Genomic DNA, 16,377 nt, shown 5'->3' with positions numbered 1-16,377 from the left:
TGCCCATCGAAGCTCTCTTTTTACAATTTACAGTGTTGATATTGCGCTGTGACTTCCCGACGGGGAATCTGTCGGTTATCCTTTTGGGAAACCGGCGAGATGCCCCGATTCGGGTGCCTGACTCGCGAGAGGGCGGGGCCGGATGGCTTTTCAGATGGAGATCAACCGAGGAGGGGCGGGGCCGCGCTTTGGCAGCCAGACGATACTCCTGGTTGAAGATTCCCGCATGTTTTCCATTGCGCTCTCCCATCGGTTTCATGTCGAGCTTGGGCTTAACGTCAAGGTGTGCGCGTCACTGAACGCGCTGAGCGAAGCGCTCTCCCAGCAGGATGGTCGCTATACGATGGCGGTCGTCGATCTGAACCTTCCGGACTCACCCTATGGCGAGGTTCTGGATTGCGTCATCGCGCACGGCATTCCAACGATTGTCTTCACTGCAACGTTCGACCTTGCAACGCGCAGCCGGATCATGGAGCGCAACGTCATCGACTATGTCCTCAAGGACAGCGAGTTTGCGCTCGACAACCTCGTGGGGACTGTCCGCCGTACGATGACCAACCGCAAGACCCGGGTGCTGGTCGTGGACGACGTCAGGTCCGCAAGACAGATCCTTGTGGGCTTGCTCCAAGCGCAGCAGTATCTGGTGGTCGAGGCCTCCAGCGGCGAGGAGGCGCTGGCCGCGATGCAGACCTACGACGACATAGAGGTAGTCATTACCGATCATCACATGCCTGATATGAGCGGCTACGACCTGACGCGGCGGCTGCGCCGGCGATATGGTTCCGACCGCTTGCGGATCATTGGCGTTTCGTCGTCGAACGACCGGATGCTTTCGGCGACTTTCCTGAAGGCGGGGGCGTCGGATTTCCTGTATCGGCCGTTCGTTCCCGAGGAACTGCAGTGCCGTGTCGCCAACAATGTCGACACGCTGGTGCAGTTGAAGCAACTCAGGGCGGCTGCGGCCTGCGATTACCTCACGGGCCTTTATAACAGGCGGTATTTCTACGATCAGGGGCCGAGGCTCGTCTCCGACTGTCTACGGCAGAAGGCTGTGAGCTCGGTTGCGATACTCGATATCGACCATTTCAAGCGGCTCAACGACACCTATGGCCATGAGATCGGCGACCAGGTCTTGAAGGAAGTGGCAGAGCGGTTGGCTGCGATTTTCGACGGCAGCGACAATCTGCTCTCGCGACTCGGCGGCGAGGAGTTTGCAATCCTTTTCCCGATGATGGATTCGATCGCGGCGACGAAGCTATGCGATGAAATACGCTCGGATATTTCCCGGCTGAAGGTGAAGGCCGATGACGAGGAGTTGTGCGTAACGGTGTCGATCGGCGTTGCGGAGATTTCCGACTACGAGACCTTCGACAACTATCTGAACGCGGCCGACCAGTTTCTCTACATGGCCAAGCACAAGGGCCGCAATCTTGTCTATTCCGATGCCAAGCTGACGGGAGAGGCGGCGCAATAGTCGCCGCCGTCTTTTCTGGATCAGGCGGCGATTGCCTGCCGCGCGGTGGCCATCGTCATCTTGCGCTCTGCGCGCTCCTGCTGCGGTGAGCGATGATAGAGCTCGCGATAACACTTCGAGAAATGCGACGCCGACACGAAGCCGCAGGCAACCGCGACTTCGACGACCGGCATGGACGATTGCACGAGCAGGTGACGAGCGCGGTCCAGGCGAATCTCGAGATAGTAGCGAGCGGGGGAGCGGCCCATTTCCTGGCGGAAGAGACGCTCGATCTGGCGGCGCGACAGGTCGGCGCCATCGGCAATTTCCAGCAAGGACAGCGGCTCGGCGAGATTGCCTTCCATCAGCTCGATGATCGATAGAACCTTGCTGTTCTGAACGCCGAGGCGCGCCCGAAGCGGCAGGCGCTGACGATCGTGCGGGCTGCGCACCCGGTCCGTCAGATGTTGCTCGCAGACGCGGTTGACCAGGGTTTCACCGAAATCCTGGCCGATCAGATTGAGCATCATGTCGAGGGAAGCGGTGCCGCCGGCACAGGTATAGAGGTTGCTGTCGACCTCGTAGAGATCGGCATAGACCTCGGCCTGCGGGAACGCTTCGGAAAAGCCGGGCAGATTTTCCCAATGGATGGCGCAGCGCTTGCCGTTGAGCAGCCCAGCCTGCGCAAGCACATGCGCGCCGGTACAGAGGCTGCCGACCGCCACGCCGCGATTGTAGGATTCGCGCAGCCAAGCATTCACGGACTTGTTGTTGAATTCTTCGACGTCGATGCCGGAACAGACCAGAACCATGCTCGGGCGGCTCTCTCCGCCGAGGTTGCGGCGCTCGTCCGCCAGCGACGTGTTCGCTTCGACGCCGATGCCGCAGGAAGAATAGACCTTCTCGCCATCGACTGAGGTCAGGCGCCAGCTGTAGGCGGCGTAGCCGAGCATGCGATTGGCAATGCGCAAGGTATCGATCGCTGCCGAAAACGGCAGCATCGTAAACTGCGGAACCATGAAAAAGACGATAGACCGTTTCTTATGCGACATCTTATTCATGAGACAATCCCGTGCTGGAGGCCGAAGTGTCTATTCGTTGCTTGGAATACATGGTTTAGATATCCCAAAAGCGACATTCTCATGGAAAAATGCGGCTAGCTAGAGCAAATTTGCGACATTCGCTGATTTGACGTCCGTCAATTCATTGCCGGCGGCTGCGAATGGCCGGTGACGGGGTTGTCTGGAAATACATGTATCTGAAATTCAAGATTAAATTTCGATCCTCCGAAAACGAAGAAGGCGGCGCTGCAGGGAAGCAGGCACCGCCTTCATGCGGGGAGGTATGTCGGATCCATTACATCGCCTTGCGTTCATCCGCGCTGTCGGCCGATGGCCAGCCGATGTCCTTGCGGATGTCGAACGGCATGGATTCAATTTCGCGGGCGGCCTGCCACTGATGCCATGCATGGACAAGCTTGCGGGCGTAGCCAGCCAGATGCTGGTAGGTGTGGCTGGAGGAGACAGTCCCGGTGTCCCTGTAGGTGATCGTGGTCATTTCCTTTTCCTCTTCCTCGATGCCTGGGAGGCTCAATTCACGATACGAATATGAGCTTCGCCCGCCCATCAATCAAACGAATAGAGTTTATGGCTATCATCAATGATATTGAATGATGCTGCGTGTCTTGGGCGGGTTTCGTTCTTGAGGCTATCGGGGGGATGATGGCGAGAACCTTCCACCAAGGGCAATTGGCCGACTGCCGATCCGACGGCTAAGGCGTTTCAGCGTAGAAGGCCGTCGCTATCGAATTCGTCCCATCCGCTCAACGCGGTCATAGGTTCGTCAGGGTCCAGTTCCGTTCGTTTGGTTGTCTCTTTCTTCTTCAGTGTCCGCGTCAGCTTTGCCTGGTACGCAGCGCGCCTCCGGTTTTCTGCTTTCGCGGCGGCGTCATGCTCCCGCCACTCATCGACGGCGCCGCGGTCAAGCAGCTCCTCGACAACGCGGGGGTCGAATACATGGAACGCGATCTTCCTCGCTCTTCCCTGCAATCTGACTGTTCGTATTCCAGCACTTGGCAGGCGGCCGTCCTCTAGCCAACGCTTCCTCTCTGAAGCGGTAATCGTGAGGATGTCTTCGATCTCGCGAGGGATGACGGGAAGGTCCGCGATGTCCTCCAGCGCTTTCGCGACGGCGGAAGAGGTCGCGCGGAACACCGTCTTGGCATTCTCCGGCATGATGAGGATGAGTGCGCCCGACTGCATGTCCAGGGACTTTTTGACAATGGGCGGCAGCCGGGAACGGACTTCTTGTAAAATTCCTTTGACCCGAACAGCGGATCCCAGCGTCGCCTCCACCGGAAGCGGCCACTCCTTGATTAGCTCGGGATCGTCGCTGTCTTTCGTTTTCGTCTTCGTTTTGGGCATACTCGGTCAGATGGGATCCAAACGGTCGCGCTTCAACGGGCTACGACCAGATGCCTCGGGGCGAGGGGATTCTCCCGGATCTCCCATCCTGTGGGTAATGTTTTTCTAGGCAATCCTGCGGTGTGCACATTTCCTTACAAACCGCCGTTTTCCGGCCTTGAAGCCGCGAAAATTGCGCCACGATCTGGCGTTCTTCTTCGCATAGTTTTTGTGACACAAGGATGAGATCGAAATGACTTCAGGAATTTCGAACTTCGTGCAGGGCAAGGCCATGTATGCAATCGTCGCTGCGGGCGGACTGCTGGTTAGCTGGCTCGCAGGAAGTCAACCGATTCAGTCCCATCGCGTCATCCCTGGTCAGGAGCTTGTCAACAGCGCGAGTGGTACCGACTCCAGGCCGCAAAAGGACGATATCATCAACCAATTGCCATTCACTCCAGTGGTCCAGGCGTCAGATATCGCAGTGAATGCCATCACGTTGCCGGTTCCAGCGGCCCTGAAGATCGCCGCGGCTCACCCGGAGAAACTGCGAGATAGAATTCCAACGCCAATGAATCGGCCGAAACCGCCGACAGGCTTCGAGTCGTGCCTTCCCGGCTGCGAAACCCGTGACAGGCTGGTTACGGCGGCAAGCAGGGACATCGTTCCGCCACCGCCATTGGATTTGACGCCCGTTGACGCCGCCCCTGTACCCCCAGAGAGTAAAATGGAGCTGGTCGTAGACGATGGGCGAACCGTTTTTCATGGTGCGATCCACGCTACGTTGGCCGCCTTTTCGGTTGGGAAGACGACTGCCATGCGGATCGTTGGCGCCAGAGAGTAGATGAGGCTTTCAGTGAGGCACAGCACCCGGAGAATGGGCGCGATCGCGCCTCGCGCCGAATGCACGCGCCGACGCCCTTCGAAAGTCCGAAATCCGTGCTATCGGTCCCATCATTTCGGCTATAAAGTGGAAGACATCGCCCAACGGGGATCCAAGGCCAATGCTCCCAGAGAAGGAGGACCGTTTGCCTGTTGCGCTGGAACAGCGCGACGTAAGCGTCGACCAACGCATGTTCTCGCCTTCCGTTTCCCGAAATTCAGCGCCGATCCTGGCGGCGCTAAAACGTGTCCTTCCAACACATGGCGCCGTGCTGGAGATTGCTTCGGGGACTGGCGAGCACGCCGTGTGTTTTGCAGGAGCAATGCCCAACCTCACATGGCAGCCGAGCGATCCGGATGCCGACGCTCGCGCCAGCACGTCCAGCTGGATCAAATTTGCAGGGCTGAAGAATGTGCTGGCACCGCAGAATATTGATGTGTGCTCAGGGCTATGGGGCGTCGAACAAACGGGGCGTTTTGACGCTATCGTGTCGATCAATATGATCCATATAGCGCCTTGGGCGGCAAGCCTAGGATTGTTCGCAGGAGCTGGCCGTTTGCTGCGCGCTGGCGGGCTTCTTGTGCTCTACGGCCCATTCATGCGCGACGGCGCACACAACGCCCCATCGAACGCCGCGTTCGACGCGGCTCTAAGGGAGCGCAACGCATCCTGGGGTGTGCGTGATATCGCTGATCTTCAACAAGTGGGTGCGGCCGCTGGACTCAATCTCCGCGAGACAATCGAGATGCCTGCCAACAATATGTTGCTGGTCTTCTCTAGAGGTAGTGCCTGAAGGACAACGTCCCAGAGACCTGAAGACATTCGAGGGGCGGTGCGATCGAACCGGAATTCGCGCGACCGAGTGCCAACGTGGTGCTCTCGGAATGGAGACGAGTTGATGCCGACACCAGAGCAACCCAGTCTGATAGTCCGACAGAAATCGCCACCGAACATCGAGTTTCCGTTTGCGTCGCTCTCCGACTGGCTGATTCCATCCGATCTGTTCTTCGTACGAAACCATTTCCCGTCGCCGGACCTTGATGCGCGAGACTGGAGATTGCGCGTTGACGGGGCGGTAGAGCGGCCGATCGAACTTAACCTCGACAGCATCAGGGCAATGGCAAGCACGACTCTCACCGCGGTGGTCGAGTGCGCGGGCAACGGGCGCGTCAACTATGTGCCGCCGAAGGAAGGGTTGCAGTGGCAGAACGGAGCCGTCGGCAATGCCCGGTGGACAGGTGTTCTTCTGCGCGAGATCTTGGAAATGGCGGGCGTTAAGCCAACCGCACGTGAGGTCCTGCTCGTAGGCGCCGACAGCGGCGTCGTAGACACAAGCAAGAAAACGGCCTCTCCCGGTCCCATCGCTTTTGCGCGCAGTTTGCCACTTGAGAAGGCCATCGCTGACAGCACCATCCTTGCCTACTCGATGAACGAGGAGCCGCTGGCGCGCGATCACGGTTACCCGCTCCGCGCGGTCGTGGGTGGCTGGTTCGGCATGGCTTGGGTCAAGTGGATCACGCATATCACGGTCGTGGAACAACCGTTCCTTGGCTACTGGCAGGCGCGCGACTATTTCCGTTGGGAGCGCAGCCTTGGGGAGCCCACGCTCGTCCCACTTACGGAGATGGAGGTCAAAGCGCAGATCGCGCGTCCCGTGCAGGGGGCGCGTCTCATCATGGGTCAACCGTATCGGATTTTCGGAGCCGCCTGGAGCGGAGAGGCTGCCATCCGGCACGTGCAGGTCTGCACGGGAGATAGCAGCGGCTGGCGCGAGGGAAGGCTCCTCGAAACAGAGCGTCCCTTTGCGTGGCGCTTCTGGGAGTACATCTGGACCCCTGAAGAAGTGGGGCGATATGCACTGCGATGTCGCGCGAGCGATGGGGCGGGGCGCGTGCAGCCCGACCTCCCACGTTCCGACAGCGAGAGTTACGCGGCCAATTGGATCGTTCCGGTTGAGGTTGCCGTCGTTTCCGAGCCACAGACCTATGAGGAGGAATTCGTAATCTAATCACCGGCATGGGCGGAATGGCAGCTTGGCGCAACTGCGTCCGGTGATGTCACTGCGCCATGACGCCTCGGACCGATAGCGGCCATCCTTGCCTTGGGCCTAAGGCGAATGTTGTTTTGCCGGATCGTGGATAGGCGTGATACCCGCTATTTCTAGGTCGCCTCAGCGACTGTGACGACGAGGCTCGGTGTTTCCTGCCGCCCGGTCGGCGGAACCGAGCTATCCGCCGACGCGTCGCAAAGTTCTTAGAGCAATACCGAGCGCGGACCCAGCGATCGCAGATCTAGGTCATCGATCAGGTGCGAGGGCAGGCGTGCTAATTGGCGTCTGGTGCTCCGCGCAGCCATGTTTCTCAGCTGGTGAGACTTGAACCGGTTCAGCGTCGCAAAGAACGAGCGAAGAGTGCTGCTCATCGCCATCTCCCTTCATCGTTGTTGATTTCCCAGTAATTTAGCCAGTGGTTGACTTTCAAACAAACAAAATGATATGGTGTTATCATTCAGAAAAATTGAAAGATGAGACGATGACCATTCCCCTTCGCCGTCCCATTCCCTTGCTGGACAATGACGTGTTGCGGACGTTCGTTGCCATCGCCGAGACTGGCAATTTTTCGACTGCAGCAGAGGCTGTCTTCCGCACGCCGTCCGCGGTTTCAATGCAGATCAAGAAGCTCGAGGAGCAGCTCGGCGCGACGCTTTTCCTGCGCGATGCGCGGTCGGTGTCGCTGACCCAGCACGGTGAACTCCTGTTGTCCTACGCGCGCAATATCCTCGCGCTCTCGAACGAAGCGGTGTCGCGGTTCATCATGCCGGAGTTGAGCGGCGTGGTTCGGCTTGGTGCCCCCGAGGATATCGGTGAGCGGCTTCTGCCGAGCATCCTGAAGAGTTTTGCCGAGACCTTTCCCGGCATCATGGTCGATGTGACCATCGACATGAGCATCGGGCTCAGAAAGCGCATGGACGAGCAGCGGCTTGATATCGCGCTCATCAATTGCGCGACGCGACCGTTGCCTGTCACCGGTGAAGTCGTCTTTCGCGAAAGGCTCGTTTGGGTAGGCGCGAAGTGCGGCACTGCCCATCGGCGCGATCCGCTGCCGATCTCGATATGGGAGGACGGCTGTATCTGGCGCTCGGAAGCGCTCTCGCAGCTTGAGCGCATGAAACGCGACTATCGTGTTGCGTTCCTCAGCGGCCATACCATGGCACAGCGGGCGGCGGTGCTTTCCGATCTGGCGATTGCGCCGCTGCCGCGGTCCTACGTCGGCGAGGGCATGGTGATACTTGGGGCGCAGGAGGGACTTCCCGAGCTTGCATCCTTCGATATCCGTATGCTCACCGTGTCGCAGATGACAACGCCGATGCAGGCGGTCGCCGACAGCATCCGCTTTGCCTTCGCCGAAAAGGCGAAGGCGATTGCCGCCTGATAAATCACTGATCGCTGCAACCTTTTGCTTGAGCGCGCGTTTATCGCGCGCAGCATATGCTGCGAGTTATCGACGCCATTTCAGAAAAGGATTTCCGCAATGACCACCACCGTTAGAATTGGTGCTGCCATCATGCTTCTTCTGGCGCTGACATCCTGTGCCAACACCATTCGCGGCGTTGGACGTGATACGGCGAACGCCGTCAACGCGACACAGGACGCCGGTCGCTCGGTCAATCACGCCGCCAAGAGGTAAGGCGTCAGATCTGTGCCGGCGGATAGGCGCGTTCCAGTCCGCCGGACCGAGTCAAACCTGTACGAAATGCGCCATAGGCCGGATGCTGGCTTGATTTGGCAGCCTCCATCAGGCGGATCTGGAGACGGGCAGGCGCCACATCGCCGATCCACTTTCCCAGGTTTTCCAGCTTCAGCGAGTTCAGGAACGAAGCCCCGGCAGCGTTGTCCAAATAGCGGTGCAAGCCATCGATGAGATTGTCGTCCTGGGCCACGTTCTCGAGCAGCAGGGTGATGTAGGCTTTGTCCTGCTCGCCAAAGGCGGTGAACTTTGCTGCGATCGTCTCACGATCGGGAAACGGGGCGGAAGTCATCGTAATCTCCATGTCGTCGGGCGAGCCTCGGATGCGAGTCGTCTCGCGTTGCGCGCTTATAGGCGATGCGACGGATTGAGAAAACCATATGTGTCCGCGTCGTCGTCTGCCTCCACGACTGAATACCAACTTGCAGACAGGAGCTAGAGCGTTCCCTTGACCTTCGCCGCGACATCCGCCGGCACCCATTGGGTCCACAGGTCTGAGTAGTTGCGCAGGAAGTAGAGCGCCGCCTCTCTCGTGCTTTCGTGGTGTTCGTCCTGCCAGGCCAGCACATCGTTGATCGTGCTGTTGTCCCAGGAGCGCTTCTTCAGATAATCGGCAGCCGGGCCAGCCCTGTCCGCAAACGCCTTGGTCGTGATGGTGAAGGCGCGCGATAGCGGATAGGAGTTGACTTGTGGGCGGGCGCAGCCGGGGACGGCGGTACAGCGGTCCCATTCGGCCTTGTCGTGGCTCACGCCGAAGCTCAGCCGCGTCATGTCGTACTTCCCCAGGATGGCCGTCGGCGCCCAGTAGTAGCCGAGCCAGCCAACCTTTTTCTGGAACGCCGCCGCTATGGAATCATCAAGACCCTGCGGACTGCCGGTGTCGATCAGCGTGAAGCCGTCCTTGTCGGCCGCAAGCGCGCGAAACAGATTGGCTGTCGATATCTGGCAGTTCCAGCCCGTCGGGCAGTTGTAGATGCCGCCTTGCTGCGGGTTGTCGGGCGCCGGAAACAAGTCGGGACGCTTGAGGGCATCCTGGACACTGCGGATGTCGGGGTTGGCGTCGGCGATGAATTTCGGGATCCACCACCCCTCGACCGCGCCTTCCGACAGAATTTCCGCCGCCTGGACGAGCCGATTCGCCTTGATGGCGTTGTCGAGTTCGGTCCGAACCGCGTTGACCCAGAATTCCGAGGCAATGTCCGGCGTGCCCTGTTGATCCATCGAAACGAAGGTCGGCATCGTGTCGCCGGGAACGATCGTCACCGTGCAGCCGTAGCCTGCCTCAAGAATGATCTTGTCGAAATTGGCTGCGATGCCGGCCGACGCCCATTTCATCTCGGCGATCGAGACATTGCCGCATCCTTCGGCGGCGGCCGTCCCGGCTGTCGCAAACAGTCCTGCAGCAAGCACGATCGACGTGCACAGAAATCTCATCTTACGTTCCCATTTTGGCGTTGCCGTCGACCCGGGCCGCATCTGCAGATAGCAGACGCACCGCGTTCGTTCTTGGCTTTCCCCTGGCGCCGATCCTGACACCTTGAAATGAAGCCTACGCGTTCGGCCCGGGAAATCAACGGTCTTATCGTGGGCGGAGGTCGAATCTAAGCGGCTGATTTAAAATAGTTAATGACTGCGCACTCGACAGCAGGCCGCAGCTCCCGCAGGTCTCCTGGGCCCTGCAAGGAGACAAAAAACCAAAAAAGTGCCGAAATTCATCTTTGCTTAATGGCTCACTAACTCTCCGGTAAGAATGTGGCGCTATCAATCGTTGCGTGGCGGGGGACAACCGCTGCTTCTCCGGATCAGGTAATGCGTCCCGGAGAACGTGAGCTTCGTCGTGTATGGACGCAAGCGCCAGCGTATTTCGGCAAGCCGCGCGGCCCCAGATGGCCTGCGCGGCTTTCGCATTTTGGGCTGCCGTGATTGACCTTGGCGAACGCCGCTTGTAGGCCGTAGCAACGGGTGCCGGAGCTTCACGACAATGACCAAAGCCATCATGCTGCAAGGAACCGGTTCCGATGTCGGAAAGACGGTGCTGGTGGCAGGACTTTGCCGGCTGGCGGCCAAGCGCGGTCTTTCGGTGCGTCCCTTCAAGCCGCAGAACATGTCGAACAATGCCGCCGTTGCCGACGATGGCGGCGAGATCGGCCGGGCGCAATGGCTGCAATCGATGGCGGCGCGCGTTCCTTCCTCCGTACACATGAACCCCATTCTGCTGAAGCCGCAATCGGAGAACGGCAGCCAGATCATCGTCCAGGGAAAGGTATGGGGGCAGGCGAAGGCGCGCGATTATCAAAGGCTGAAGCCGCAGCTGCTGGACTACGTGCTGGAGAGCTTTTCGCAGGTTTCGACAGGGGCTGACCTCGTTATCGTCGAAGGGGCGGGGTCGCCGGCGGAAATCAATCTGCGCGCGGGAGATATCGCCAATATGGGGTTTGCGACCCGCGCCGGAGTTCCGGTCGTTCTCGTCGGCGATATCGACCGTGGTGGCGTGATTGCATCGCTGGTCGGCACGCACGCCATCCTCGGTGACGAGGATCGCGCCGCGATCTCGGGATATATCATCAACAAGTTCCGGGGCGACGTCTCGCTTTTCGACGACGGGATTGCGGCGATCGATCGCTTCACCGGCTGGCCCTGCTTCGGCGTGGTGCCGTGGCTCAAGGCGGCGTCACGATTGCCGGCAGAAGATTCGGTTGCGCTGGAGCGTCTCGCTCGGGGCGAGGCGAGGGCGCTCAGGATTGCAGTGCCTGTTCTCTCGAGGATTGCTAATTTCGATGATCTTGATCCGCTCAAGGCGGAGCCTGACGTCGAGCTGGTCTTCGTGCGGCAAGGCGAGCGGCTGCCAGTCGATGCCCAGCTGATCATTCTCCCGGGGTCCAAGTCGACGGTGGCTGATCTCGCTGACCTGCGGGCCGCCGGGTGGGATGCCGATCTGGCAGCTCATGTCAGGCGCGGCGGTCGCGTCATCGGTATTTGCGGCGGCTACCAGATGCTTGGCCGGAAGGTGCATGACCCCGAGGGGATCGAGGGCAGCGCGGTCGAGACAGATGGCCTGGCATTGCTCGACATCGAGACGGTGATGGCGCCCGAGAAGACGGTTCGCAACAGCGTTGCGTCATCCGCCGAACATGGGGATCCGCTTTCAGGCTATCAGATTCATCTCGGCGTCACCCGAGGCGCGGACTGTAACCGGCCCTTTGCCATCGTTGACGGGATGCCTGATGGCGCGATGTCGGGAGACGGCCGGATCATCGGGACCTATCTGCACGGGCTATTCGCGAGCGACGCCTATCGCTCCCGGCTGTTGCAGAGCTTCGGTCTCAAGGGCGAGATGCGCAATTACCGCGCCGGTGTCGAGCTTGCACTGGACGAGATTGCCGCCGAGCTCGAAGCCCATCTCGATGCCCACTGGCTCGGCGAATTGCTCGGCTAGATTTCGCCTGAGATTTCCCGGCGGCGGCGATCGAGTTCTTCACTGTAGCGACGCAGCGTATGTGCCTCGCTCAGCTGCCCTACCACTTTTCGTTCGACCAGATTGTTGACGACGGCAAGCGCTTCGCTTTCCGTCTTGTCGAAAATGGCGGCCGCCTGCTTGGCGTTCATTTGCGGCTGCAGGAAGTCGTTCTTGTATCGGATGAACTCGTCCAGACCCTTGCCCTCGTCATCGGTATCGGTGAGGTTGGCGTAGATTTCCGGCACCAGAACAAGACCGGCGTATTTTCCGTTGTCATCGACAAGAACCACGCGCTGCGCCGAGCCGATCGGGAAGAGGCTGCGGAACTCCTCGACCGAGATGCCGGGGTTCGCGGTCTTGACGTCGGCACGCATGAGCCTGTCGACCGTAAGATTACGGATCCAGCCGACGTCATGAGCACTGCGGATGCTTTCGCCGCGAAGATGGAAGCGCCACGTGGCAAACGAGTAGCCGAAGGTGCTGCGCACGACGAGCGAAGACGTAATGACGGCGGCGAGGACCAGAACAGTGATCGGAAAGTCGCCGGTTATTTCCAGTGCGAGAAACGTCATGGTCAGCGGGCCGCCGATGACCGCGACGGCAAGCGAGCTCATGCCGACGACCGCATAGATCACCGGCGTCAGTGTCGCATGGGCGAAGTAGGGAGCGGAGTAGGCAAACAGCTTTCCGAGCAGAGCTCCCATGAAGAGCGACGCGAAGAACAAGCCACCTCTGAAGCCCGAGCCGATTGAGATCGCGGAGGCAAAGGATTTCAGCAGAAACAGGCCGATCAGCACCGGAATGGCGACGTCCCTGCCAAGGTTGAGATGCAATGCACCATGGCCGGCCGAGAGAACCTGCGGCGTGACCAGCGCGAGGAGGCCGACGACAATGCCGCCGAGAGCCGGGCGCAAAGGAGGGGCGATGGAGCTCCTGCGCGCGGTCTCCTCGATGAAGGCAACGCCCTGCATGATGAGGATGCCGACGCCGGCGCAGAAGGCGCCGAGCAGCACCGCGGGAACATAATCAGCCGGCATGACCGTGCCGAACTGACCGACATCAATGAGGAAATCGCTCCCGGCAAGAAACCGAGCCAGTGTGGTGGAGACAATCGCGGACACGACCACCGGCGTCAGCGAAACGATTGTGTAGGTGCCGATGATGAGCTCGAACGCGTAGAACGCGCCGGTCAGCGGTGCATTGAAGGCAGCGGCGATGGCGCCGGCGGCGCCGCAGCCGACGAGCACTCGCAAATCGGACCGACGCAGCTGCAGCTTCAGCCCGAGCTTCGACGCGATACCGGATGCCAGCTGGGTATAGCCGGCCTCCAGTCCCACGGAGGCTCCAAAGCCGTTCGAGATCAGGTTCTGCACGGCAACCAGGATACTATCGGTCAGCGACAGGCGTCCGCCATGCAAGGCATTTGCCTCGATCGGGTCGACCATCGGCTTCTTGCGCGTCTTCGCCAGAATGAACATCAACAGACCAAGCAGAATGCCGCCGACGACGGGGGCAGCCAGCAGAAGAAACTTGTTCTCGATTTGCGACGAACTCAGCCGCTCGACCTCGCTGATGCCGAAAATCAGGCTGTGCATCTCCTTGGAAATCAGGCTCATCGCCGTTACCGCAAGGCCTGACGTGACGCCGACAATCGCGCCTGCGAGCACCATGCCCATTTCGCTGCGTCTGAGGAGAGCGCGCATGCGTCCCACATCCAACAGGGTGTGAAGTGGGCCGAGCCGGCGGGTATCTATTTTCAGAAGCATGACAAGGAAACTAGGCGGGTAAAGGTCCGGTCAAGGGCCGTGAAGGGTGCCGACGTGGCTTGGGGATGCGCTTGCGATGCAAATGCGGCAAAAGGCCGGCGGATACAACAATTATTTATGACGTAAGTGACTGATAAAAGACGATAAATATGGTAGGGTATGTCGTCTATGAGGCGTTTGGAACTCAATAGCGTTCGCCATTGGCCGAGCCCAAGTCGATTGACTTCATACCCGGCCTTGCCTAACCATGAATCCGATAGCGAATGGTTCCGGATCGCCAAAAGCGGTGCGGATGAAAAGGGAATGTGACGAGGTGGACCCAATCCGGGCGCCTTCATCACAGCCGACCCCGCGACTGTAGAGCGGTCAGGGTCTTCCGTCCGGCGTCGGATGCTCTCAAGCTGGCCGCCTGCGTGGTGCAGGCGGGCGAGGGGCTGAAGACGGCGGAAAAGCCACTGGCAATGCAAGCCATGATCAACCGGGGTTGGACGCCTCTAAATCTACGAATCGTCCGCCTTTTCATGATTGCAGCCGGGAAGGCGAGGAAGAACCGATGGCACGATCGGGATGGCCTACGTGGCTATCCCGATCGTCGCCTGGACCCGCGAGCCAGGAGACCTGCCACTCGTGCCGGGCGCAAAGCCCACCCCTGGGCAAGTGTGCCCAATGCCAGCACGGAGGTTGTCATGGCAGACAATGAGATTTTGGCGTCGGCGTCAGGCCGGGCGTCTACGACGTTCGCTACACGCTCCCTCCTCCCTGCAGAGGCAGGCTCCCTCATTCATGCGGCCAAGTTTCGCTCGGGCGATGTCCAAAAAATCCAACCACCGCGCGCGGTGAACGACTCCTATCGGCCGGGACGATGGTCTTTCGCAGGCGAGGACTTGGGCGCACCGGATTCCCGTAACGTCGCCCGAGCGAAGCTTGGCGACAAGAATAAGGGCCTGCGTGCGAGCAACGTCCTTCGTGAGGGCGTGCGCGTCGGACCCCGAGCCCAATCATCGGCGAAAGCCGTCCACGCATGACGACCGCATCCTTTACGCTCGTTCTCGGCGGCGCCCGGTCCGGCAAGTCGCGCTTCGCCGAACAACTTGTCGCCGACGGCGGCCTTGAGCGTCATTACATCGCCACCGGCCGCGCCTGGGACGAGGAGATGCGCGCGCGTATCGACCAGCACAAGGCCGATCGCGGCGACGTCTGGACCACGCATGAGGAGCCGCTCGATCTCGTCGGCCAACTTGCCGCGATCGACGGCGAGGGGCGGGCGGTGCTTGTCGATTGCCTGACGCTCTGGGTTACCAATCTGATGATGGACGAGCGCGACATGGCGGCGGAGTTCGCGGCTCTGACCGCCTATCTGCCGAAGGCCAAGGCGCGCCTCGTCATCGTTTCCAATGAAGTCGGCCTCGGCATCGTGCCCGAGAACCGGATGGCGCGCGAATTTCGCGACCATGCCGGGCGGCTGCACCAGATGATCGCGGCGGTCGCCGCGGATGTGTATTTTATCGCGGCGGGACTGCCGCTGAAAATGAAGGGTTGAATTGATGAACCAGCAGAAGATCCCCGCCACCGTCATCACCGGCTTTCTCGGCGCTGGCAAGACGACGATGATCCGCAACCTGTTGACCAATGCGGGCGGCAAGAAGATCGCGCTCATCATCAACGAGTTCGGCGATCTCGGCGTCGACGGCGAGGTGCTGAAGGGCTGCGGCGCGGAAAACTGCACCGAGGACGATATCATCGAGCTCACCAATGGCTGCATCTGCTGCACGGTGGCCGACGACTTCATCCCGACCATGAGCAAGCTTCTGGAGCGCGAGAACCGGCCTGACCATATCGTCATCGAAACCTCGGGCCTTGCCCTGCCGCAGCCGCTTGTCGCCGCTTTCAACTGGCCTGACATCCGCACGCAGGTGACCGTCGATGGCGTGATCACCGTGGTCGACAGCGCCGCCGTCGCCGCCGGCCGCTTCGCCGACGATCACGATGCCGTGGAAGCCCGGCGCGTCGAGGATGAGACGCTCGATCACGAAAGCCCGATCGAGGAGCTCTTCGAGGACCAGCTCACCTGCGCCGACCTGATCGTGCTCAACAAGACCGACCTCATCGACGGCGCCGGCCTTGCCCGTGTTCGCGACGAGGTCGCCTCACGCACGGCGCGCAAGCCGGCGATGATCGAGGCGAAGAATGGCGAGGTGCCGGCATCAGTGCTGCTCGGCCTCGGCATCGGCACCGAAGAGGATATCGGCAACCGCAAGTCCCATCACGAACTGGAGCATGAGGACGGCACGCCGCATGATCACGACGAATTCGACAGCTTCGTCGTCGAACTCGGGCCGATCGCCGATCCCTCGGTCTTCGTCGAGAGCCTGAAGGGCATCATCGCCGAGCACGACGTTCTGCGTCTCAAGGGCTTCGTCGACGTTCCCGGCAAGCCGATGCGCCTGCAGCTTCAAGCCGTGGGTAGCCGAATCGACCACTATTTCGACCGTGCCTGGGCGGCGGGCGAGGCGCGTGGCACGCGGCTGGTGGTGATCGGGCTGCACGAGATGGATGAGGGCGCGGTACGCGAGGCTATCGAGGGTCTGGTTTAAGGTTTATGGTTGAGATGCGCGGTCACGTTTTTGGTTTGAGAGAAGCTGCTGGAGGCCCTTCTGGTGACGAAGGGCT

The 16,377-nt window shown here is 60.2% G+C and carries 15 protein-coding genes and 1 riboswitch; of the genes, 9 read left to right on the top strand and 6 right to left on the bottom strand.

Translation table 11 applies throughout. The features are described from left to right. Window positions 1–142 precede the first annotated feature (142 nt). Window positions 143–1,474 carry a diguanylate cyclase gene (locus A6U87_RS25185; RefSeq protein ID WP_065694050.1) on the top strand — a complete coding sequence of 444 codons (1,332 nt, stop codon included), beginning with the start codon at window positions 143–145 and terminating at the stop codon, window positions 1,472–1,474. Window positions 1,475–1,494: 20 nt separating this feature from the next. Here the strand turns inward: A6U87_RS25185 and A6U87_RS25180 are convergent, their stop codons facing one another. From A6U87_RS25180 to A6U87_RS25170, 3 genes are all read right to left on the bottom strand, one after another. Next, window positions 1,495–2,514, bottom strand: coding sequence for a GlxA family transcriptional regulator (locus A6U87_RS25180; RefSeq protein WP_065694049.1), 1,020 nt, complete (start codon window positions 2,512–2,514; stop codon window positions 1,495–1,497). A gap of 295 nt (window positions 2,515–2,809) precedes the next feature. Continuing rightward, the gene (locus A6U87_RS25175; protein WP_065694048.1) at window positions 2,810–3,010 is read right to left on the bottom strand and encodes a hypothetical protein; all 201 of its coding nucleotides are present in this window, start codon (window positions 3,008–3,010) and stop codon (window positions 2,810–2,812) included. 224 nt (window positions 3,011–3,234) lie between these two features. Further along, window positions 3,235–3,876: a hypothetical protein gene (locus tag A6U87_RS25170; RefSeq protein WP_065694047.1), complete on the bottom strand. Its 642-nt coding sequence runs from the start codon at window positions 3,874–3,876 to the stop codon at window positions 3,235–3,237. Window positions 3,877–4,108: 232 nt separating this feature from the next. Between A6U87_RS25170 and A6U87_RS25165 the strand changes: the two genes are divergently transcribed. The 5 genes from A6U87_RS25165 to A6U87_RS25145 all read left to right on the top strand — a co-directional run bounded on the left by A6U87_RS25165 (window position 4,109) and on the right by A6U87_RS25145 (window position 8,424). Next, window positions 4,109–4,699 carry a hypothetical protein gene (locus A6U87_RS25165; protein WP_065694046.1) on the top strand — a complete coding sequence of 197 codons (591 nt, stop codon included), beginning with the start codon at window positions 4,109–4,111 and terminating at the stop codon, window positions 4,697–4,699. Between the two features lie 160 nt (window positions 4,700–4,859). Then, window positions 4,860–5,531, top strand: a complete 672-nt coding sequence (locus A6U87_RS25160) for a DUF938 domain-containing protein (RefSeq protein ID WP_065694045.1) — start codon at window positions 4,860–4,862, stop codon at window positions 5,529–5,531. A gap of 105 nt (window positions 5,532–5,636) precedes the next feature. Then, complete coding sequence (locus tag A6U87_RS25155; protein WP_065694044.1) at window positions 5,637–6,746, top strand: sulfite oxidase; 1,110 nt, start codon at window positions 5,637–5,639, stop codon at window positions 6,744–6,746. A gap of 481 nt (window positions 6,747–7,227) precedes the next feature. Next, window positions 7,228–8,169, top strand: a complete 942-nt coding sequence (locus tag A6U87_RS25150) for a LysR family transcriptional regulator (protein ID WP_198928759.1) — start codon at window positions 7,228–7,230, stop codon at window positions 8,167–8,169. 99 nt (window positions 8,170–8,268) lie between these two features. Beyond that, entirely contained in the window at window positions 8,269–8,424 is a 156-nt protein-coding gene (locus A6U87_RS25145; protein ID WP_065694042.1) for an entericidin A/B family lipoprotein, read from the top strand. A gap of 4 nt (window positions 8,425–8,428) precedes the next feature. Here the strand turns inward: A6U87_RS25145 and A6U87_RS25140 are convergent, their stop codons facing one another. Next, entirely contained in the window at window positions 8,429–8,776 is a 348-nt protein-coding gene (locus tag A6U87_RS25140) for a hypothetical protein (protein ID WP_065694041.1), read from the bottom strand. 143 nt (window positions 8,777–8,919) lie between these two features. Further along, window positions 8,920–9,918: a glycine betaine ABC transporter substrate-binding protein gene (locus A6U87_RS25135; protein WP_065694040.1), complete on the bottom strand. Its 999-nt coding sequence runs from the start codon at window positions 9,916–9,918 to the stop codon at window positions 8,920–8,922. 547 nt (window positions 9,919–10,465) lie between these two features. Here A6U87_RS25135 and A6U87_RS25130 point away from each other — a divergent pair. Next, window positions 10,466–11,920 (top strand): cobyric acid synthase, encoded by a 1,455-nt coding sequence (locus tag A6U87_RS25130; protein ID WP_065694039.1) that lies wholly within the window; start codon window positions 10,466–10,468, stop codon window positions 11,918–11,920. Here A6U87_RS25130 and A6U87_RS25125 read toward each other — a convergent pair. Further along, a complete protein-coding gene (locus A6U87_RS25125) occupies window positions 11,917–13,707 on the bottom strand; it encodes a chloride channel protein (RefSeq protein WP_065694038.1) in 1,791 nt (596 codons plus the stop codon). The two genes, A6U87_RS25130 and A6U87_RS25125, sit on opposite strands and share 4 nt — an antisense overlap. Before the next feature lie 247 nt (window positions 13,708–13,954). Then, a riboswitch (cobalamin riboswitch) is annotated at window positions 13,955–14,348 on the top strand. Window positions 14,349–14,728: 380 nt separating this feature from the next. On the opposite strand from A6U87_RS25125, the gene cobU reads away from it, so the two are divergent. Then, window positions 14,729–15,247 carry a bifunctional adenosylcobinamide kinase/adenosylcobinamide-phosphate guanylyltransferase gene (cobU, locus tag A6U87_RS25115; protein WP_065694036.1) on the top strand — a complete coding sequence of 173 codons (519 nt, stop codon included), beginning with the start codon at window positions 14,729–14,731 and terminating at the stop codon, window positions 15,245–15,247. A gap of 4 nt (window positions 15,248–15,251) precedes the next feature. Continuing rightward, window positions 15,252–16,301 (top strand): cobalamin biosynthesis protein CobW, encoded by a 1,050-nt coding sequence (gene cobW, locus A6U87_RS25110; protein WP_065694035.1) that lies wholly within the window; start codon window positions 15,252–15,254, stop codon window positions 16,299–16,301. The last annotated feature ends 76 nt before the right edge of the window (window positions 16,302–16,377 follow it).

Origin of the sequence: Rhizobium sp. AC44/96 (assembly GCF_001692185.1) — a bacterium.
In the GTDB taxonomy this organism is placed as follows: domain Bacteria; phylum Pseudomonadota; class Alphaproteobacteria; order Rhizobiales; family Rhizobiaceae; genus Rhizobium.
Note: the sequence above shows the minus strand (reverse complement) of the source record. Positions and strands in the feature narration are given on the sequence as shown.